Annotated in this window: 18 protein-coding genes, 4 tRNA genes, 1 rRNA gene, 3 pseudogenes and 1 riboswitch; of the genes and pseudogenes, 11 read left to right on the top strand and 15 right to left on the bottom strand. The window is 46.9% G+C overall.

From position 1 onward, the window contains the following. The first annotated feature begins 56 nt into the window (after nucleotides 1-56). The gene (locus tag A8140_RS22655) at nucleotides 57-716 is read left to right on the top strand and encodes a hypothetical protein (protein WP_005534830.1); all 660 of its coding nucleotides are present in this window, start codon (nucleotides 57-59) and stop codon (nucleotides 714-716) included. Between the two features lie 14 nt (nucleotides 717-730). On the opposite strand, the pseudogene A8140_RS22650 reads toward A8140_RS22655, so the two are convergent. From A8140_RS22650 to A8140_RS22625, 6 genes and pseudogenes are all read right to left on the bottom strand, one after another. Further along, nucleotides 731-910, bottom strand: a pseudogene (locus tag A8140_RS22650) (GNAT family N-acetyltransferase); the annotation flags it as partial. Beyond that, on the bottom strand, nucleotides 900-1400 hold the full coding sequence (locus A8140_RS22645) for a GNAT family N-acetyltransferase (RefSeq protein WP_005534827.1): 501 nt from the start codon (nucleotides 1398-1400) through the stop codon (nucleotides 900-902). The pseudogene A8140_RS22650 and the gene A8140_RS22645, both read right to left, overlap by 11 nt. Before the next feature lie 60 nt (nucleotides 1401-1460). Then, the gene (locus A8140_RS22640) at nucleotides 1461-1931 is read right to left on the bottom strand and encodes an HAD family hydrolase (protein ID WP_005534825.1); all 471 of its coding nucleotides are present in this window, start codon (nucleotides 1929-1931) and stop codon (nucleotides 1461-1463) included. Between the two features lie 382 nt (nucleotides 1932-2313). Then, nucleotides 2314-2778 (bottom strand): GNAT family N-acetyltransferase, encoded by a 465-nt coding sequence (locus A8140_RS22635; protein WP_005534821.1) that lies wholly within the window; start codon nucleotides 2776-2778, stop codon nucleotides 2314-2316. A gap of 9 nt (nucleotides 2779-2787) precedes the next feature. Beyond that, nucleotides 2788-3519, bottom strand: coding sequence for an SDR family oxidoreductase (locus A8140_RS22630; RefSeq protein ID WP_005534820.1), 732 nt, complete (start codon nucleotides 3517-3519; stop codon nucleotides 2788-2790). A 27-nt stretch (nucleotides 3520-3546) separates the two neighbouring features. Beyond that, the gene (locus A8140_RS22625) at nucleotides 3547-4065 is read right to left on the bottom strand and encodes a GNAT family N-acetyltransferase (protein WP_005534818.1); all 519 of its coding nucleotides are present in this window, start codon (nucleotides 4063-4065) and stop codon (nucleotides 3547-3549) included. A 264-nt stretch (nucleotides 4066-4329) separates the two neighbouring features. On the opposite strand from A8140_RS22625, the pseudogene A8140_RS26035 reads away from it, so the two are divergent. Both A8140_RS26035 and A8140_RS25935 read left to right on the top strand, forming a co-directional pair. Continuing rightward, nucleotides 4330-4997 (top strand): annotated as a pseudogene (locus tag A8140_RS26035) (NapC/NirT family cytochrome c); the annotation flags it as partial. Then, nucleotides 4984-5942, top strand: a pseudogene (locus tag A8140_RS25935) (molybdopterin dinucleotide binding domain-containing protein); the annotation flags it as partial. The pseudogenes A8140_RS26035 and A8140_RS25935, both read left to right, overlap by 14 nt. A gap of 78 nt (nucleotides 5943-6020) precedes the next feature. Here the strand turns inward: A8140_RS25935 and A8140_RS22610 are convergent. The 8 genes from A8140_RS22610 to thiD form a co-directional block, all read right to left on the bottom strand. After that, on the bottom strand, nucleotides 6021-6746 hold the full coding sequence (locus tag A8140_RS22610) for a phosphatase PAP2 family protein (protein ID WP_005534816.1): 726 nt from the start codon (nucleotides 6744-6746) through the stop codon (nucleotides 6021-6023). A 188-nt stretch (nucleotides 6747-6934) separates the two neighbouring features. Continuing rightward, nucleotides 6935-7549 (bottom strand): thiamine phosphate synthase, encoded by a 615-nt coding sequence (gene thiE, locus A8140_RS22605; protein WP_005534815.1) that lies wholly within the window; start codon nucleotides 7547-7549, stop codon nucleotides 6935-6937. A gap of 64 nt (nucleotides 7550-7613) precedes the next feature. Beyond that, nucleotides 7614-8405 (bottom strand): hydroxyethylthiazole kinase, encoded by a 792-nt coding sequence (thiM, locus tag A8140_RS22600; protein WP_005534813.1) that lies wholly within the window; start codon nucleotides 8403-8405, stop codon nucleotides 7614-7616. A 12-nt stretch (nucleotides 8406-8417) separates the two neighbouring features. After that, complete coding sequence (gene tenA / locus A8140_RS22595) at nucleotides 8418-9086, bottom strand: thiaminase II (RefSeq protein ID WP_005534812.1); 669 nt, start codon at nucleotides 9084-9086, stop codon at nucleotides 8418-8420. A 54-nt stretch (nucleotides 9087-9140) separates the two neighbouring features. Further along, entirely contained in the window at nucleotides 9141-10091 is a 951-nt protein-coding gene (locus A8140_RS22590) for an ABC transporter substrate-binding protein (protein WP_005534810.1), read from the bottom strand. Nucleotides 10092-10137: 46 nt separating this feature from the next. Further along, the gene (locus tag A8140_RS22585; protein WP_005534808.1) at nucleotides 10138-10938 is read right to left on the bottom strand and encodes an ABC transporter permease; all 801 of its coding nucleotides are present in this window, start codon (nucleotides 10936-10938) and stop codon (nucleotides 10138-10140) included. Continuing rightward, the gene (locus tag A8140_RS22580; RefSeq protein ID WP_038863766.1) at nucleotides 10931-11686 is read right to left on the bottom strand and encodes an ABC transporter ATP-binding protein; all 756 of its coding nucleotides are present in this window, start codon (nucleotides 11684-11686) and stop codon (nucleotides 10931-10933) included. The genes A8140_RS22585 and A8140_RS22580 overlap by 8 nt, the downstream gene beginning before the upstream one ends. Then, the gene (thiD, locus tag A8140_RS22575) at nucleotides 11676-12563 is read right to left on the bottom strand and encodes a bifunctional hydroxymethylpyrimidine kinase/phosphomethylpyrimidine kinase (RefSeq protein ID WP_005534805.1); all 888 of its coding nucleotides are present in this window, start codon (nucleotides 12561-12563) and stop codon (nucleotides 11676-11678) included. Before thiD ends, A8140_RS22580 begins: the two co-directional genes overlap by 11 nt. 104 nt (nucleotides 12564-12667) lie before the next feature. Further along, nucleotides 12668-12778, bottom strand: a riboswitch (TPP riboswitch). A gap of 356 nt (nucleotides 12779-13134) precedes the next feature. Here thiD and A8140_RS22570 point away from each other — a divergent pair. Together A8140_RS22570 and A8140_RS22565 are read left to right on the top strand one after the other, a co-directional pair. Further along, entirely contained in the window at nucleotides 13135-14520 is a 1386-nt protein-coding gene (locus A8140_RS22570; RefSeq protein ID WP_005534803.1) for a TldD/PmbA family protein, read from the top strand. Next, complete coding sequence (locus A8140_RS22565) at nucleotides 14520-15863, top strand: TldD/PmbA family protein (RefSeq protein ID WP_005534801.1); 1344 nt, start codon at nucleotides 14520-14522, stop codon at nucleotides 15861-15863. Before A8140_RS22570 ends, A8140_RS22565 begins: the two co-directional genes overlap by 1 nt. A gap of 78 nt (nucleotides 15864-15941) precedes the next feature. On the opposite strand, the gene trmY is transcribed toward A8140_RS22565, so the two are convergent. Further along, on the bottom strand, nucleotides 15942-16541 hold the full coding sequence (trmY, locus tag A8140_RS22560) for a tRNA (pseudouridine(54)-N(1))-methyltransferase TrmY (protein WP_005534799.1): 600 nt from the start codon (nucleotides 16539-16541) through the stop codon (nucleotides 15942-15944). Between the two features lie 158 nt (nucleotides 16542-16699). On the opposite strand from trmY, the gene A8140_RS22555 reads away from it, so the two are divergent. From A8140_RS22555 to A8140_RS22525, 6 genes are all read left to right on the top strand, one after another. Continuing rightward, the gene (locus tag A8140_RS22555) at nucleotides 16700-17224 is read left to right on the top strand and encodes a DUF3087 domain-containing protein (protein WP_005534797.1); all 525 of its coding nucleotides are present in this window, start codon (nucleotides 16700-16702) and stop codon (nucleotides 17222-17224) included. Nucleotides 17225-17692: 468 nt separating this feature from the next. Further along, nucleotides 17693-19245: ribosomal RNA gene (locus tag A8140_RS22545) — 16S ribosomal RNA — on the top strand. A gap of 128 nt (nucleotides 19246-19373) precedes the next feature. Next, a tRNA-Glu gene (locus tag A8140_RS22540) sits at nucleotides 19374-19449 on the top strand. Between the two features lie 2 nt (nucleotides 19450-19451). Next, nucleotides 19452-19527, top strand: a tRNA-Lys gene (locus tag A8140_RS22535). A gap of 24 nt (nucleotides 19528-19551) precedes the next feature. Next, nucleotides 19552-19627: transfer RNA gene (locus A8140_RS22530), tRNA-Ala, on the top strand. A gap of 35 nt (nucleotides 19628-19662) precedes the next feature. After that, a tRNA-Val gene (locus tag A8140_RS22525) sits at nucleotides 19663-19738 on the top strand. Nucleotides 19739-19974 lie beyond the last annotated feature (236 nt).

The raw sequence follows: 19974 nt of genomic DNA, 5'->3' as shown, positions 1-19974 counted from the left end.
CAGACTTGGAATCTGTTTTGAAGTAAAACTAAAATGAATAAGTGAAAGGTAACTTCATGAAAAAAATCATTCTATTAAGCATACTTACATTGGCTTCTTTCTCTAACTTTGCTGCTGATTACAGTGTGGAGCTGGCTTGGAACACCGAGAAATCAGTGCCGCTCCTAAAAACAATACCAAAATTGAAGACCGTGTTTAGTCAATTGATTGAGCAAGGTGATGTTAAGGGTGTGTTCGTTACACAAAGTCCTATTGATGGTGAACCCGCAAAGATTCTGCATTTAGTGCTATCTGCAAAAAATAAAGCTGCAGTTGAGGCTAAGCTACAAGACTTCCCTTTTTTTCAGAAAGGTTACGTTAAAATCGCTAGCATCAAATCATTAGGGGCTAAATGGCTAGATAGCAATCCTGAAATTGAGAGCTATAGTGCGACTCTAAGCTGGAGAGAAGGTGTTGAAACGTTCGAAATGAACCGTGTTTTGGGTATCGATTTACAGCGAGTGATTAGCTTGAATAACTCTGGCTCTGTTACTTCATCTTATATCAATACCCAACTATTAGAGGATGGTACTGAGCGTCCGATTTACTCTATCGATGTATTGGCGAAAGGTGCTCAGCAGGCGCAGAGCCTGATGCACTCTTTCGAGGCGGTAAGACTTGGGTATGCAACTTTTGAAATTGAATACTTGGGTAAGAAGTTGGATATGAAAAGCTAACTAAGCATTTATGTTTAAAGCGCCAGATACAGACGCAGCATGTCTTTGTGCTGGATACCGTTCTCCCAAATTGGTTCTGGGTAGTGGAGTAAGAAGTGATCTTTATCCACGCTCTCTACCCTGAAACCCAAGCGTTGATAGTAAGTCAGTTGATAACCAAAGGTTCCCGTTCCTAATATCAACTTACGGATGCTTTAAGACCATTTTCTGACTCATCAGGTATTTGCCGTTGGGCAGCAGCACTTCACCCAGCTCTCCACAATGCTCGAAGCCAAATTTTTCATACAAGGTAATCGCTCGCTGATTGCTCTTATAAACGTGAAGTGCGATGGTGTCATAGCCATATTGCCAGCCGCTTTGAATAGCAGTCTCAAGTAGCTTCTTTCCTAACCCTTGGTTTCGATATTGTTGGTCTATATGAATGCCGAGGAAGCCAGTTTTGGCAAATTCACCACCTTCGTAGCCACACATTTCAGCTGGGAAAATTTCAATGCTGCCGACTAAGCGTTTTTCATCAAAGGCCACAAACTGGGGAATGGACTCTTTCTCTACACGAGTGATTACCTCATTCAGCATTGTTTTGTCTGGCGCTGGCGAGCGTAAGTATTCTCCTTCCTCATAAACGCGATTCCAGAGCGAAATAAAGTGGTCAATGTCGTTGACGGTAATCGGTCTAATCTGCATTCATCTTCCTTGACTGGTGCATAAAGTTTAGTGGCTTAAGTGTATTTGTGTGTATGCCGGTTAGATGCGTAGCAACTTGGACAAACAACGTATTTGATTTGGGATGGGTTCGCTTGGCGCAGGGAGGTTTTTAGGGTTGAACCAAACGACGTTTAACCCTGCGTCCATTGCTGGGTAAATGTCTTTTTCTGGTAAGTCGCCAACCATGGTGAGTTGGCTCGGCTCAACGCCCAATTGTTTTGCGACCGCAAGATAAAAATCCGGCTGATGCTTGGCAATACCAAGGTTTGCAAAGCAAAAGTAGCCAGAGAGGTATTGGTCGAGTCCAACTCGTTGAAAGGCTTTTTGTACATCTTCCATCGCTGAATCTGATGCGCTGGTTGCGATATAAACTTGGTTATCTTGTGTGAGTTGAGCCAGAGTCTCTTTGGCTTGAGGAACGGTTTCAACGTGTTCCCAATCGCACATTTTTCCTTGTGCGTGAGGAAAATCGACCATCAAGGTGTTTCCCCAATCGAAAAGATATATCATGTTCGAATCTCCTTTATACCCAAGTAACCTCGAGATGCTTGGTTCAGCGAGAATGACTTGGTTTGTAGACGCGCGGCGATTTAAAGGTTTGGTGGGCCCAAATCAAGAATCGACAACAAAGTATACAAGCCAAGACAACTCGCCCTTTGGGAGCGTTTCATTGACTCGATCTCTGCTTCAAACAACTTGGAAAGAGCTAGCTATTACACTGCGTTGTTTTCCTTGACCTCGAATCAATGACAACGCTCTGAATCCTGCATCTTGAAGTCACTTGGGTATATCCGTACATCATATCGTCTTTTCGAAAAGGGAAGGAAAGCGTGAAAGATAAATGCGATTCACGTAAGCTTTAATGCTGAAATTCGCTTAAATGTCGTGATCGTTACAAACATTTCATCATAAGGCGGGAGTTGGGAACAAAGCCCAGTCTGTCATAAAACTGCTGTGCGTCACGGTTAAACTCCATCACTTCCAATCGCACTTGGATCGCACCAGATTCACGAGCCCACTGCTCGACAGTTGCCATTAAGGCGCGGCCTACGCCTTTTGATTTCTGATTTTCATCGACAACGATGGTGCCAATGCGGCAAATCGGGTCTTTGATTAAAAAGCTAATGGTTTCATTTTGTGTGATGGTAGCGGTTATAAAACCAAGTACTTGTTGGCCTTCCTCTGCGACGAGAAACAATCGTTCTTCATCAGCTAACATATTCCTCAAAAAAGTTCTGTCTTCTTCTGATGGAGCAACAAATGCCTGTGGTGCATAAAGGTGGTGAAGCTCGTTGATCTGTTTGTTTAAATCAAAAAGTGCGTCGAGATCGTCGGGTGTCGCTGATCTGATTTTCATTACTGTTCCCTAATTTCCGCCTGCGAGATCGATAAACGAACCTGTGACATAAGAAGCTTCATCACTGAGTAGCCACGCGATGGCATTGGCCACTTCACCTACCGTGCCACCCCGCTTGAGAGGGATTTTTTCACTGAGCCTGTCGACTCGATTCGGTTCGCCGCCATCGGCATGAATATCGGTGTAAATACAGCCGGGGCGAACACCGTTTACACGAATGTTTTGCTCAGCTAATTCCAAAGATAACCCCTTGGTTAGTGAGTCCATTGCGCCTTTAGAGGCAGCGTAATCAACGTATTCAAATGGCGCACCAGAGCGGGATGCGGCAGAAGAAACATTAACAATCGCATTGCCAGATTCAAATCGTTTTGCTGCTTCTCTACAACAAAGAAAACAGCTCGTCACATTAGCGTTCATCACAGTTTGGAATCGCTCAAGGCTCATGTCCGCAAGACGAGATTGAGTGAATAAGATGCCCACGTTGTTGACGAGGTGAGTGACTTTACCGAGTGCTTGTTCGGTTTGTTCAAACAATGAGAGTACCTGCTGCTCATCGGAAACATCCGCTTTGATGGCGATGGCTATACCGCCAATCTCTTCAATCTCTCGAACAACTTGCGCGGCAGCCTCGACTTGCGCGCGATAGTTAACGCATACGGCGTAGCCTTGTTTGGCGAGTAATTTGGCGGTTGCGGCTCCGATGCCTCGGCTTGCGCCTGTGATGATGACTACTTTCTGCAAAACACGTCCTTATTTTTGTCGTGAATATTATTTGTGTAATGAATAGAGCTTATCTGCGTACTTTCTCCCACCTATTTCATAGGCTTCGGGGATGGTCTCGGTGAGTTTGAAGCCACATTTTTCCAGCACTCGCTCAGAGCCAATATTGCCCTCTGTGACCGTGGCGGAAAACTGAGAAATCTTGTGCTGCTCAAACGCCCACTCTATCACACCGGTAAGGGATTCCGTACCAAACTGTTGGCCATAAAATTCTGGCAGCAATAAATACCCGACTTCAGCAATGCTATCTTGTAATACAAATCCTGTGATGCCGATTGGTCGTGCGCTTTGTTTTTCATAAATCACCAAACATAACCAATGCTCGCTTTGCGGTGTCCATGCAGGTAACCGCGATTCGAAATTTTGGCGCATTTCCTCATCGGTCGGTGGGTCAAAACAAAGCGCGATGATTTGTGGTTCGCTACTCAAGCGGCGATACAGATCCCAATCACTTTTCGTTAGCGGTTTAAGCTCCGTTCTTGGGGTGGAAATGGGTAGAGATAACACGTTTGAATCGCCTCCATGTGATCGAGTTTTTATATCTCACACAAACATATCAAAAGTGCTTTGATAAACAACATCTATCGTTATGGCGAATAGGTTTGGTCAAGAAAGATTTTTCGGATATATGGAATATGCTAAGGAGTCTCTCGATAACGAAAAATAAGTCACCACCTAGGGTGTACGTATGACTCAGATCAATTACCAGATACTACTAAAGCGGTAAACATGCGACAAAGCATGTGAACTTGTAAACATTTATTTCTAATTATGTCAATTAAAAAACGTTATATCGCCGCAATGGTGGCAGTGGGTATTGGTGTGGGCTGGCTAACTTTAGGTGGCACGCAGCAGTGATGCATTACACATCTGACACTGAGTTCTGTCTCTCTTGTCACTCTATGGAAATCCCTTGTAAAGAGTACCAAGGCTCAGTGCACTTCAGTAACGCCAAAGGTATTCGCGCAGAATGTTCCGACTGTCACATTCCGAAAGAGCCAATGGATTACTTGGTCACTAAAATCCGCGCTTCAAAAGACATCTACCATGAGTTTGTAACAGGTAAGATCGACACGCCAGAGAAGTATGAAGCACACCGTACTGAACTTGCTGAGATGGTTTGGGAGCAGTTCCGTGAAAACGATTCGGCAACCTGTCGTTCTTGTCACGACTTCGATGCAATGGAAGAGTTCGAGCAATCACGTGATGCGGCGAAGATGCACGCATACGGCAAAGCGAATGACCAAACGTGTATCGACTGTCACAAAGGCGTAGCGCACTTCGCTCCAGAAGCGGAACTTGATAGCAAAGCGTTTGAAACGCTGATGAGCTTCACTACCAAGACAGCAGCCGATGCGAAAGTGGTTTACCCAGTGACGTCTATCAGCATCGGTGACTTTGGTACAGTGAACCCAACAACCATAGTGGACAGCTGCAGCGAAGCACGCGGATATTGTTCTACCTATCACCACATCGTTCGAGCGTAACGATATGACCATGACAGGTGACTACAGTAACCAACACCTAGTACCAATGAAGCAAGTGGTTGAGCCTCAAGGTGAAGCTCGTAACGACTTTGATGTATTCGCGGACATGGCAGAACTACTTGCTCCGGGCGGACGTGATGTTTACACCGAAGGCAAGACTGAAATGGAATGGCTATACGGCTTCTATAAAGCGGCGCAGCAAGGCGGTCGTGGCCAGCGCATCGCAATGCCAAACTTCAGCACATTCTGGGAAGATAACCAATTGATCGAAATGAAGTGGAACGAGAAGAACGCGCAGTTCGTTCGTTATGCTGAATTCCGTGAAAACCCAATCATGAGCCCACTAGGTACGCCAAGTGGTAAATTCGAGATCTTCTCTAAGACGATTGAAGGCTACCAGCTTGAAGATTGTCCTCCACACCCAACATGGATGGAGTCACAGAGTACACAGGTAATGCAACAGATGGCGAGCTTCAGCTAATGACGGCGCACACGGCGCATCGTCTACACAGCCAGTTCAACTACGCGAAGATTCGTGAAGAGTACGCGATTGCTGACCGTGAGCCAATTTCTATCCACCCAGAAGACGCAAAATCGCGTGGTATTAAGACCGGCGATCTTGTTCGTGCCTTCAATGGCCGTGGTCAAGTTCTAGTTGGTGCATTGGTTACCGATGGCATCAAGCAAGGTTCAGTATGTATTCACGAAGGTGGCTAGCCAGATCTAGATCCGAAAACAGGCATCTGTAAAAACGGTGGCTGTAACGTTCTAACGCTCGATATTCCAACCTCTCGCCTTGCGAACGGTTGTGCGGCGAAATCTGCATTGGTTCGTATCGAGAAGTACGAAGGCCCAGTGCTAGAGCTAACGGCATTTACACCGCCTAAGAACGGTTAAGCTCAGTCAGAACCAAAGATACAAAACTAAAGAAGCCAGCAACTTGCTGGCTTCTTTTTTCTCTATTTTTTAAGGCGTTTACTTGATTGCTAAGGTAAAAAAAGGCGCTCTTTTAGTTATTTGAAATCTAGGCAGTAAGGTAAATACCACAGCGACAAACACCACTGAACCAATCAAGTCCTCAATCCGGTGCATGCCGAGCCACAAGCGACTGTACGCCACGCCCATTGCCCACACCCATAAGGTAGCGGCAGAGAAATAGCACTTGTTTTGCAAAAATAACCCACCAAAGAAGGCTAAACAGATAGAAACGAAAATCGTATGACCAGATGGGAAAGAGTAATCTTTTTCACCTTGCCAGTGGCGAGTACGCCATTCGCTGACTTTCTCAGAAATTTGCCCAATAACATTCGCTTGCTGAGCGGTTTCTAGTTGATAAAACGCTTCTGGATGCTCAATCAATTGCTCTGCGGCAAGCAATTCGGTGTAGGGACGCGGGCTTTCTGTCATCAGCTTTAAGCCTGTTTTGCTGGCAAAACCAATCACTAGTAACAATCCCAGCATGGAGAGTTTTTGCATCCAGTCAGACTGGCTTGGCTTGAAGCGGTAAAGTGATAACACCAACAGCGTTAGAGTGATCAAAAAGCCTTTACTGCCCGCAGAGTCGGTTAGCAGAGTAAAGAGAATGCCTGTGCCGTCAGAAACGTGAGAAGTAAGATCGTGATACGAGGCAAACAGCGAAAGTGGGATGATGCCAAGAATGAACAAGGCGAGCATCATCAAACCGTATTTTTTAGTTTTCATGAAAAGTCATACAGCAGTCGAAAATAGGCGGCTATCTTACGACAATCGATGTGACAAACTTATCAACGCTCTGTCAATTCGGTCTTGAAAGTGACATTGCAGGTCTCCGTTGTGAAAGGAGGGGCTGTTGAAAGTACTGAAAGGCAAACGCGCTCATCCACAAGCGCTTTGTTCAGGAGTGAGCAAGGTTAGCTCATCAAACCCAATAGATACTCCGACGCGGCTTTTGGATCTTCCGCGTGGCAAATTGCTGAAACCAAAGCCAAGCCATGAACACCGGTGGCGCTAAGCTGCGGAATGTTACTTTCGTTAATGCCGCCAATGGCAACAATCGGCAGTGAAGTCGTCTCTAACGCCATTTTCAACCCATCAATACCCCAATGCTTTTTGGTGTTGGTTTTGGTTGGCGTCGCGAAGATCGCACTCAAACCGATGTAATCAATCGGCAGAGAGTCGGCTTCTGCAAGCTGCTCTTCATTTTCGATAGATAAACCGAGAATTTTGTTTGGGCCAATCAACTCACGAGCAATGATTGCTGGCATGTCTGATTGCCCGAGGTGGACCCCATCAGCATCGACAGCCAGTGCAACATCAACGCGGTCATTGATGATCAAAGGCACATCGGTATCTTTAAGGATGTTTTTGACGGCTTGAGCTCGTTCGATAAACGCACGCACATCACCGTGTTTTTCGCGGACTTGTACCATGGTCACGCCACCTTCCACGGCTTTTTTCACAACACGCTTTAGTGTGGCTAAATCTTGTTGGTCATCGGTGACCAAATATAAACGATAGGCGTTCATTGGGTTTCCTTTAAGCCTCTCATTGAAAGAGGATTGAGAGGCTAGTGTTAAAAGAGATAAAAGCTTATTGCACGTGCAGCTTTAGGCGTTTGGCCAGTGTTTCTTCATCCAACTGATAAAGCTCATCCAACAAGTTTATTTGCAGGCTACCTGGGCCGCGAGCTTGTTCCGCTGCAATCTCTCCAACAACGCCTAGTACCGCCGCTGCAGCAAGTCCGGTGTTATCACCAACAGCAGCAAAAGCGCCTGTAAGAGCCGTTAGCGTACAACCCATTCCGGTTACGTATGGCATCATCTCGTGACCGTTGTTTAGCTGCACAGTTTGCTCTTTCGTGACGATGTAATCAGTCTCGCCAGAAATCACCACACTTGCACCATACTCTGCGACTAAGAAGTTCGCTGCGCCAAGTGCTGTGTCGCTGCTGTCTAACGCATCGACGCCTTTGCTTTGTGCTTGCTCGCCAGCGAGTGCAATGATTTCTGAGGCGTTACCACGAATGATCAGCTTATTTGCAAGGCGAGCGATCTCACGTGATGTCTCTGTACGTAGTGAGCTTGCTCCGCAACCGACTGGGTCGAGTATAACGATTTTACCATTGGTATTGGCTTGCTCTACGGCATAGCTCATACGCGGTGTCCAAACGCTGTCTAGGGTACCGATGTTGATAACCAGTGCGCCAGCGAACGACATCATCTCTGCCATTTCCTGCTTGGAGTGCGCCATGATTGGAGAAGCACCGATGGCCAATAGCGCGTTTGCCGTGTTGTTCATCACCACGTAGTTTGTGATGTTGACGACTAACGGCTTTTGCTGGCGCACTGCGGTTAATGCTTCGGTGATTTGTTCAATTAGCATGAGACTCTCCGATTAATCTTGCTGAGCGTTCAGGCCTTGTTGCCAGAATGCCACTTCCATACGCGTTGCAGTTTTGAATACCTGAATCAGGTTTTGACCGCGCTGGCTATTGATATCGATTTCCGCCAATAACTGATTAAAGTGTTCTGCACCTTTTGCGACACCAGATTGGAATTCCTCACCACCGTAGAGGTTGATCCAACTTGCGTATGGATTGCCTTCGAGTACTGTCTTTTCATCTTCAATCAGCATCTTACCGATAACGGCATAACCGATAGAGCAAGGAGCAAGTGCTGCGTAAAGATCAACAAGATCGCCCGTCATGCCAGCATCCAATACGTAGCGGGTGTAAGCCACAGTGCCGAAATCTTCTGGCTCGCTTTCTAGGTCGGACTCCGTCAGCCCCCATTGCTCACAGTAAGTCACGTGGTGGGCGATTTCAGAATCGAGCAATGCATGTACGCTTGGGAGAGCGCGGCGCATGTCATCCAAAGTACGCGCTTTGTAGATCGCTAATGCGTAAGCTCGGGCGTACTGCTTTAGGAAAAGAAAATCCTGTTTTAGGTAATGCAGAAAGCAAGGCTGAGCCAGAGTGCCTTGCGCCAATTGCTGCACGAAAGCATGCTCAGTGTATTCTTGCCAATCTTGGCGGCAAGCGTCGATCAAATCTTGGTATTTCATTATGGGTATCTCGTTATCAAAAGACCCTAGGCTTGGATCCTAAGGTCAGTAGAATTAGTCAAAGCTCGGTACGTAATCTTTCGCTTTTGGCAGTGTTTCGATGATTTTTTGTGAATACATGAATTTGGCATAATCATCGTAGCGTTTCAGATCTACTGCAGATGGACGAAGAGCGAAACGAGTTAGCGTGTCGTTCCAAGCGCGTTGGTTAAGCTCGTTGTTGAGGGTGTCTGGTGAATAAGCCACGAACTCTTTCCACGACTCATTTGGATGGTTAACGATGTAAGTGGTTGCTTGCTCTAGCGCTTTGTTGAATGCCTTGATGGCTTCTTTGTCGTAGGTTTTTGCATTGGCTACGAAGACTAACTCGTCATACGCTGGTACTCCGTGTTCTTCAGGGAAGAAGGCCTTAGCTTTATAACCTTCTAGTGCAAGTTGGTTGGTTTCGAAGTTACGTAGACCGCCCCAAATCGCATCCACCTTGCCAGACGCAAGAGACGAAGACAGTGCCCATCCTACGTTGATGATTTGTACGTCAGAAAACTTCACGTCCTCTTGAGCTAGCATGGTGCCGATAGTCGCTTCTTCGTTGCCTGCGATCGCAATACCGATCTTCTTGCCTTTCAAGTCGCCAAGGTTTTCATTCTTACCGTTGTCCAACACCATCAGCGTGTTGAGTGGCGTAGCAATCAAAGTCGCAGAGCGGATTAGTGGCAAACCAGCTGCGACATCGATAGTTAGGCTTGGTTGGTAAGAAATCGCCATGTCGACTTTACCCGCCGCGACCAACTTAGGTGGCGTGCTTGGATCTGCGGGCTCCTGAATGTTGACCTTCAAACCTTGTTCTTTGAAGTAACCACGCTCTTTGGCAATAACGATAGGACCATGGTTTGGATTGACGAACCAATCCAACATCAGTGTCATCTCTTTTTCAGCGGCAAGCACGTTGGTTGATACCACTGAAGCGAGTAGAGCAGCAGCGCTCATAAGTTTGTTTTTATTCACGGGTTCTTCCTTTTCTTTCCCAATTTCCTTTGGTTATTTTTTGCAATTACTTGCTTTCCCAAGGGATGGCTTTTTTCAATAATTTATCGGTGATGAAGTAGAGTGCGATAGACAGCACGGCGAGGATAAACAGCGCCGCAAACATCTCATCAATGATCATGCGAGCGTTGGCTTGGAGCATCAGATAACCCAAGCCTTCACTTGAACCTACCCACTCACCGACCACTGCTCCAATGGGCGCAATAACGACGGCAACACGAATACCTGAGGCTAAAGTTGGTAGGGCGGCAGGCAATTGAATATGACGAAGTAGCTGCCATTTAGACGCGCCCATGGTCTTGGCAAGATCGAGGTAACCTGTTGGTGTATTGCGTAAGCCGTCGTAGCAACATGTCGTGACGGGGAAAAAGATGATGATCGCCGCCATGACGACTTTCGACGCAATGCCGTAACCAAGCCAAAGCATGAGCACTGGCGCGATGGCGAACACAGGGATCGCTTGGCTAGCAATCAGAATGGGCAGTAACCAACGCTTCAGCGGCTCAAACATCAGCATTTGCAATGCGAACAGCAAACCCATCGACAATCCAAGCGCTAAGCCAAGTAAGATCTCTTGCGCGGTAACCCAAGTATGTTTGAGCAAGACATCGTAACGAGTGACCAATCTATCCAGCACTTCAATTGGTGAAGGTAAGATGAAGCTTGGCATGTCGAATATCACAACAACCAACTGCCACAATCCCAAGATCACCGCTGTGCTGATGACTAAGCGCAGAGCCGGATGGGTCACGCGTTCTTTTATACTAATACGTGTCGAAACGGAGTTGTACTGAGTCATATCACTCATAGTCTTTCTCCAATTGATCCAAAATCGCTTGTTGTAGCGCCGCGCATTCTCCATCGAGAACTCGTGGAGGCGTAGAACCCGGAACAATTAAGTGCTGAGCTTGCGCAGGCGTGCCTTGCAGTACATAGAGTTGGTGAGCCAATCGCACCGCTTCTTGTGGGTCGTGGGTAATAAGAACAACCGTCTTATCTTTCAGTAATTCGGCAGACAAGGTTTGCAACTTATGGCGAGTAACCGCGTCCAACGCAGAGAAAGGCTCATCCATCAGAACTAGAGGCTTGTCTTGCATCAGAGTGCGGGCAAGGGCTACACGCTGTCTCATGCCGCCAGAGAGCTGAGCTGGCTTAGCATCCGCGTAATCGGCGAGTCCCACTTGGCTTAGTAAAGTCAGTGCTCGTTGTTTATTTTGCTCTGGTGATTGGTCTTGAGAAAATCGAGAACTTAGGCAGACGTTGTCTAACACATTTAACCACGGCAACAACAAGTCTTGTTGTGCCATGTAGGCGATACGTTCGTGCAGAGCGATGCCATCCGTTGTGGTTAATTCACCATGCCATTCGACTTTGTCGTCTAACAAACCCGCTAGATAACGAAGGATCGTCGTTTTTCCGCAACCACTACGACCAAGTAACACAGTCCATTGATTGGCAGGGATGGTCATACTCAACCCTGATAATGTTGGTGTTTGGCTGTCTTTGTATTGTAGACTTGCTTCGGTAAGCTGAATGCCGAGTGCATTAGCGCACATCTTTACTTTTCCCAAAATTAGGACCTGCAAAAAAGTGGTTCACAGGGCCGTGACCTTTACCGACATCCAATTCGTCTGCGTGCGCGATAGCTTGGCTAATGTACTGCTTACCAAGGTGCACTGCTTTGTGCAGGTTGTTGCCTTGGCCAAGGTAAGACGCGATAGCAGAAGACAGCGTGCAGCCAGTGCCATGGGTGTTTTTGGTTGGAAAGCGTTTAGCGCTGATTAACTCGGTGCTGTCTTGCATGATCAGCAGATCGTTGCTGTTTTCGTCTTTTTCTAAGTGGCCGCCTTTTAACAGCACCGCTTTTGCACCGAGCGCGCGTAAATCAGCAATCATATCGTTCATTTCAGATTCTGACTGAGGGACTGGCTTACCCGTCAAGGCTGCGCCTTCTGGTAGGTTAGGGGTAATGATGTCTGCGAGCGGAATCAATTCTTCTTTTAAAGTGCTGATTGCCGATTGTTCCAGTAATAGATCACCGCTGGTGGCCACCATTACAGGGTCAATCACGAGGTGTTTTGGTTGGTATTGTTTAATTTTGTTGGCAACGACTTTGATGATGTTGGAGTCGGCCAGCATGCCTACTTTGACTGCAACGATGTTGAGGTCGGTAAATACCGCATCAAGTTGGCTCTCTACATGGTCGAGAGGAATGGGGAAAATCGCAGAAACGCCTTGGGTATTTTGCGAGGTGATAGCGGTAATCACCGAACAGGCAAAGCTGCCAGTCGCGGACATCGCTTTAATATCTGCTTGAATGCCTGCGCCGCCGCCGCTGTCAGAACCTGCAATCGTCAACACAATCGGTGTATCTATTGAAGTTGTAGCGTGTGGTTGGGTTAATTGTTTTTCTTGGCTTGACTGCTGCGCCATGGTCGCTCCTATTACAGACGTAAAGGAACTGACTTGGCCATTGAAGATCTGTGTATGGATCTGTTGAGGCTAGCTGCGTCGATACAGATTTGAGGCAGGCTAGTGGCAAAGTGATGATAGTTCCCTACGTCAGTGCTAACTGAATCAGGTTCAACGGGTCTCGAATTTCGATCTCAGCCGATGCATAAACTGCAAGGGCCCCCCGACTATTTCGTTATGATAATAGCAGTTCACTCAGTTACGGTGCACGTGTTTTTTCCGGCTAAGAGGGGGCAATCGATTAAATATGAGACTTGAGAGCGGTAACGAGAGAACCAAATTTAGAGTAAATGACGTGCTGCATTGAAATTGGCAGTTCAAGACACTATCTAATAATGAGATATCGACATAATACGTAACGAATCGTTCTTTGATTTAGCAAGGATTAGCACAAAACAAGGTTAAAAAAGTGTTAATATTTAACGCGTTGCCAATATGTCTTTGGGTCATTCAATTTATGATATGACTTTAATAAACAGGGTCTAACTCAAAGATGGGGAAGGCTAGGACGATCAGCGAGCAAGGAGATTTCATGCTTAATTCTGTAACAGCGAAAGCGGTGATCGATCATGCCCTCTTTTTAGGGGCTGATTTCGCTGAGCTATTCGTTGAACACCATCAAACCAACACTGTCCAGATCGCATCTGGTGAGGTGGACAAGGTTAACTCGGGTATCGATTTTGGTATCGGTATTCGTCTCTTCTTCGGTCATAAAGTGCTTTACGGTTACACCAACAGCACAGATGAAGCCGAACTAAAACGCGTAACTTCACTGCTTGCAGCAAAAGACAAGCGTGAGCAAATCGCCTCAGCAGGTTCTCTCAACCTGAACCGCTACCCAATTCAACATGGATGTCGTATGCCACTTGGCAAAGACGCGAACCTAGATTCTAAAATCGCTTTCCTATTGCAAGTAGACCAAGCCGCACGCGCAGAGAGTGAACATATCAGCCAGTTCATTGGCAGTGTGCTTCAGCGCGAACAACAAGTGTCTATCTTCAACTCTGAAGGTCTACACGTTGACGATACTCGTCACTACATCCGAGTTGCTGGTAATACTGTCGCGCAAAAAGGTAATGAGCAGTCTTCTGGTATGGAAGGTCCAGGCGCTCTTGCTGGTTGGGAGTTCAGTGAACAACTTGATGCGAAAGAGCTAGGTCAAACTATCGCGCAGCAAGCGTTAGTAAAACTTGGTGCAGATGCGTGCCCATCGGGTGAAATGCCAGTGGTAATTGGTAACGGCTTTGGCGGCGTTATCTTCCACGAAGCTTGTGGTCACTTGCTAGAAACCACTTCGGTTGCGAAGAAAGCGTCAGTATTCCACGACAAGATGGGCGAAATGATTGCTCACACCGCAGTGAATGCTGTCGATGATGGCACCATGACCAACGAATGGGGCTCGATTCACGTTGATGACGAAGGCATGAAGACTCAGCGCACTCAATTGATCAAAGACGGTAAGCTAACCAGCTTTATGGTCGATAAAATGGGTGGCATGAAGACAGGTTACGAACCTACTGGTTCTGGTCGTCGTCAAAACTACAAGTTCGCACCAACCTCACGCATGCGTAACACCTTTATCGAAGAAGGCGAGCATTCACTCGATGACATGCTGGCAGGTATTGAACGCGGCATCTATGCGAAGAAGATGGGCGGCGGCTCGGTTCAACCGGGAACGGGCGAGTTCAACTTTGCCGTTCGTGAAGCTTACCTCATTGAAAATGGCAAAATCACCAAGCCTCTGAAAACAGCAACGCTGATCAGCACGGGTCCAAAAGTGCTGAAAGAAATTAGTATGGTCGGCAAAGACATGGCGCTTGCGCCTGGCATGTGTGGTTCCGTGAGTGGTTCAGTGCCAACAACAGTCGGTCAGCCAACGCTGAAAGTAGATAACATTCTGGTAGGAGGCGGTAACTAATGAGCCAAGAAAAACAACTTCTTAATGCGGTTGATTACGTCCTATCAGAAGCAAAGCGTCAAGGCGCAGAAGCGGACGTCATTGTAAACCGCAACAGCAGCTTTTCTCTAAAAGCGAACCAAGGGCAGTTGGATGAGTACAAAGTAAGCTCAAGCCAAGTTCTGGGTGTTCGTGTTGTGAAAGATGCGCGTGTCGCAACGAGCTACTCTGAATCGTTAGAACAACCGAGCTTAGATTTGATGCTGACTAATGCACTGCAAAGCGCTCGTTTTTCCAAGCAAGACGAACACCAGACCATTAGTTGCGTGAACAGCCAAATCACGACTGACGTGGCTGAGATTGCTCAAGAAGACACAACTTCGGTTGATGAAAAGATTGAAATGTCTCTCGCTCTTGAGCAAGGCGTAGTCGCTCTGCCTCACGCTTCTAGCGCACCCTACAATGGTTACAGCGATGGCGAAACACAATTAATCATTGCCAATACACAAGGCTCGTTGTGCCAACACTTCGAACGCTCGTTCACTTGTTACGCGTACACCTTGTTTGAAAAAGACGGCAAACAGTCGATGGCTGGGCAAATGTCACTTGGTCGTCGTTTTGATGAGTTGAACCCCGCTTACTGTATCGAAGGTGGTTACAACCTTGCTCGTGATCTTCTTGACGGTGCTCCGGTTGCGACGGGTAACTACCCAGCAATTTTCCATATCAATGCGCTAACAAGTTTGTTCGGTGCTTTTGGCAGTGCTTTCTCTGGCGTAAGCGCTATGAAAGGCATTACGCCATTGGGTGACAAGCTTGGCCAACGTATTGCGAGTGATTTGATTACCTTTACCGACGCGGCCTACATGCCAAATGGTATGGCAATTTCGGGCTTTGATAGTGAGGGTTTTGCTACTCAAGACAACGTCATGATTGCTAATGGTGAATTGAAAACTTTGCTACACAACAGCCAGACGGCGAGTTACTTGGGCGCAGTATCTACCGCAAGTGCTGCTCGCGGTGCAAAATCGAGCTTAGACGTATCAGCGAATCACAAAGTGATTGCGACAGGCAACAGCAGTGCGTCAGAAGTGAAAGCGGGTGAGTACCTAGAGTTAGTTGAACTGCAGGGTGTTCACTCTGGCGCGGATGCAGTGAGTGGTGATTTCTCGTTTGGCGCGAGTGGCTTCTTGTGTCGTGATGGTGAGCGCATTCAACCAGTACGTGGTATTACGGTTGCGGGTAACTTCTACAAGATGCTGCAAGAAGTTGAGGCAGTAGGTGATACTCAGCTTATTAGCGATAGTCGCACCTTCTTTGCTCCAGACGTACGCTTTGCCCGTTTGAGAATTGGTGGTAAATAACCCCAGCATTCCTATAGAAACAAAAAAGAGGACTCAATGGAGTCCTCTTTCTTTTATAGAGTGATTAACTCGCGAGAATTAAAACTCGCGGATGTCCAACTCATTGTGGATCAATACCACACACTGAGAAGCGAAAAGCATCTTAGGACCTAAGCTGATCTTCTCTGTGCCAAGGCGCTTCAAGCTGTTATAAGACTTCTTCGGCATCGGAATATGGTCAGTTAGCAAGAAACATGGGTTTCCACCGATTTCAGCATCACGAACAAATTCGCCTTTTTTATCCAACATATATAGTTGGTGATCTTCTGCCAGTTCTTGCACTAGGCGTTCAAAGCTGACGGTACGAACGGTGATACCAGACTCGACTTCACGAAGCTGCTCTTTACCCATACCAACAGAAGCGTCTAAAGCGCGAGCCACTGCTGCGATCAAGGTTGACTCATGGAAGCCGCCAATGTTGGTGATGTCGTTGGAGCGAATGGTAATGGTACGTGAGAAATCTTTTGTGCTTTCTAAAACCAAGTGAACAACCACATCTTCACGGTGTGATTGAGCAACGAACATAGTGTTCATCATGGTATGAGCAAGAATCTCTGTATGCGCTTCATTACCAACACCTTCTAACAGTGCTTTGCTGGTGGTTGGTGCCGCGCGAGCTCGTAAAACAAAAGAGCGCATGAATTTAGCCTCTATGTAGGAAGAGTGAATGCGCGGAAGTATATACCCAAGCAGGGAAGGGATGCGAGTTTAATAGCAAATGTGAACTTACTTACAAAGCTTCGATTGTCGTGCGGAGTGTGCTGGTTAGAATAGAGACAACCTGTTAGGAGCAGTATATGGAAATCAAAAAAATAAACAAACAAGTCTATAGAAAGAAGGTCAACCTAGTGATTGGTGGCTTTGTTGCCTTGCTTGCTATCTCTTCTCTTGCTTTTAGTACTTTATTAATTGTCTTGTTCGGTAATACAGATGTAGTACCTGAACAGTCGACGGGGAACTTTCACTGGAACTTAATTGGTGTTGTACTTGCCTTAGCCACTTCACTGTCTATGTTGAACCAACTCAAAACACGTCCCTATATGGATGAAGTGTTGTATGTCTGGAAACTCAAGCAGCTGCACAACAAGATCTTTCGCAAACTGAAAAGCATTAAAGCCGCTTCTGCTGAGCACGATGTAAAAGCGCTGACGATCCTTAAGTTCTACTATACGACTCAAAGTCAGGTGTTTGAGTTAGACAACAACACGTTAACGATGAGCAGTGTAAATAAAGAATTAGAGGCTATTGAACAAATCGAAGCGGCGCAATCACTGGATCTGGATATCACGCGCTTTGAAGAGTCTTGGATAGACACATATTGATTGCCTATTTGCTACTTGAAGTTAACAACTAAGTGTTAAAAATAAGCGTTTGAGTGAGATTTCATCACTCGACGCTTTTTTTTAAGTTTATTTCTAAAAAAGGGTTGCCAAGAAAAATCATCTCCCTATAATGCGCCTCCGTTGTCAGGGCAAAGCGGAAACGCAAAAGTGGTTGGCAATGAGGTGAAAGAAAAGCTTCTAAAAATTAATTTAAAAAAGTGTTTGACACTAAGAATTAATTCCTTAGAATACGCCTCCGCTTCGATAGCAAAGCTTACGAAGCAAGCTCTTTAACAATATAGACCTATCAATCTGTGTGGGCACTCGTTGATGATAATCCAATTAGATACCTCGGTATCAAATTAGGTTTCAATGAAGCGAAGTGACCATTGAATCGAAAGATTCAGCACAGTCAATTCAAACATTACTTTATGTAATGTTCAGTATTCATTGAGCCGACAAAATCTTAAATTGAAGAGTTTGATCATGGCTCAGATTGAACGCTGGCGGCAGGCCTAACACATGCAAGTCGAGCGGAAACGAGTTATCTGAACCTTCGGGGAACGATAACGGCGTCGAGCGGCGGACGGGTGAGTAATGCCTAGGAAATTGCCCTGATGTGGGGGATAACCATTGGAAACGATGGCTAATACCGCATAATGCCTACGGGCCAAAGAGGGGGACCTTCGGGCCTCTCGCGTCAGGATATGCCTAGGTGGGATTAGCTAGTTGGTGAGGTAAGGGCTCACCAAGGCGACGATCCCTAGCTGGTCTGAGAGGATGATCAGCCACACTGGAACTGAGACACGGTCCAGACTCCTACGGGAGGCAGCAGTGGGGAATATTGCACAATGGGCGCAAGCCTGATGCAGCCATGCCGCGTGTGTGAAGAAGGCCTTCGGGTTGTAAAGCACTTTCAGTCGTGAGGAAGGTAGTGTAGTTAATAGCTGCATTATTTGACGTTAGCGACAGAAGAAGCACCGGCTAACTCCGTGCCAGCAGCCGCGGTAATACGGAGGGTGCGAGCGTTAATCGGAATTACTGGGCGTAAAGCGCATGCAGGTGGTTTGTTAAGTCAGATGTGAAAGCCCGGGGCTCAACCTCGGAATTGCATTTGAAACTGGCAGACTAGAGTACTGTAGAGGGGGGTAGAATTTCAGGTGTAGCGGTGAAATGCGTAGAGATCTGAAGGAATACCGGTGGCGAAGGCGGCCCCCTGGACAGATACTGACACTCAGATGCGAAAGCGTGGGGAGCAAACAGGATTAGATACCCTGGTAGTCCACGCCGTAAACGATGTCTACTTGGAGGTTGTGGCCTTGAGCCGTGGCTTTCGGAGCTAACGCGTTAAGTAGACCGCCTGGGGAGTACGGTCGCAAGATTAAAACTCAAATGAATTGACGGGGGCCCGCACAAGCGGTGGAGCATGTGGTTTAATTCGATGCAACGCGAAGAACCTTACCTACTCTTGACATCCAGAGAACTTTCCAGAGATGGATTGGTGCCTTCGGGAACTCTGAGACAGGTGCTGCATGGCTGTCGTCAGCTCGTGTTGTGAAATGTTGGGTTAAGTCCCGCAACGAGCGCAACCCTTATCCTTGTTTGCCAGCGAGTAATGTCGGGAACTCCAGGGAGACTGCCGGTGATAAACCGGAGGAAGGTGGGGACGACGTCAAGTCATCATGGCCCTTACGAGTAGGGCTACACACGTGCTACAATGGCGCATACAGAGGGCGGCCAACTTGCGAGAGTGAGCGAATCCCAAAAAGTGCGTCGTAGTCCGGATCGGAGTCTGCAACTCGACTCCGTGAAGTCGGAATCGCTAGTAATCGTGGATCAGAATGCCACGGTGAATACGTTCCCGGGCCTTGTACACACCGCCCGTCACACCATGGGAGTGGGCTGCAAAAGAAGTAGGTAGTCTAACCTTCGGGAGGACGCTTACCACTTTGTGGTTCATGACTGGGGTGAAGTCGTAACAAGGTAGCGCTAGGGGAACCTGGCGCTGGATCACCTCCTTATACGATACGGATAGTTTGCTTTCACTTTTAAAAAGTGAAGACAAATGAGTCACAATGAGTGTCCACACAGATTGATACGGTTTATAAAGTAAAAGAGATAGAACATCTCCCAAGATGTTCAACTTAGTGTCCCGTTCGTCTAGAGGCCTAGGACACCGCCCTTTCACGGCGGTAACAGGGGTTCGACTCCCCTACGGGATACCATTGGGTCGTTAGCTCAGTTGGTAGAGCAGTTGACTTTTAATCAATTGGTCGCAGGTTCGAATCCTGCACGACCCACCATTCTTTAAGAATGACTCTGAAGATGGGGCTATAGCTCAGCTGGGAGAGCGCCTGCCTTGCACGCAGGAGGTCTGCGGTTCGATCCCGCATAGCTCCACCATTCTTGACGTCTACCACAAGACGAAAAACTTATGTGGGCGATTAGCTCAGTTGGGAGAGCACCTGCCTTACAAGCAGGGGGTCACTGGTTCGAGCCCGGTATCGCCCACCATCTTTAAACATTCTCTCTTGAGAGTTTTTAAAAATGGTTACTTCATAAGAAGTGATTAGCTCTTTAACAATTTGGAAAGCTGACAAAACAATCTTTAAGATTGTTTGTAAAGTTCTCAAAGTATTCTTAATTGAATACTCCAAACAACACATTCAAGTGTTCTTGGGTTTTGCGAAAGCAAAACATATTTGAGTCCGGCAAAATCGAAAGCTATCTCGCTCATTCAAATAATGAGA

This window comes from Vibrio campbellii CAIM 519 = NBRC 15631 = ATCC 25920 (assembly GCF_002163755.1).
GTDB lineage: Bacteria > Pseudomonadota > Gammaproteobacteria > Enterobacterales > Vibrionaceae > Vibrio > Vibrio campbellii.
This window is presented reverse-complemented; position numbering and strand designations above follow the sequence as displayed.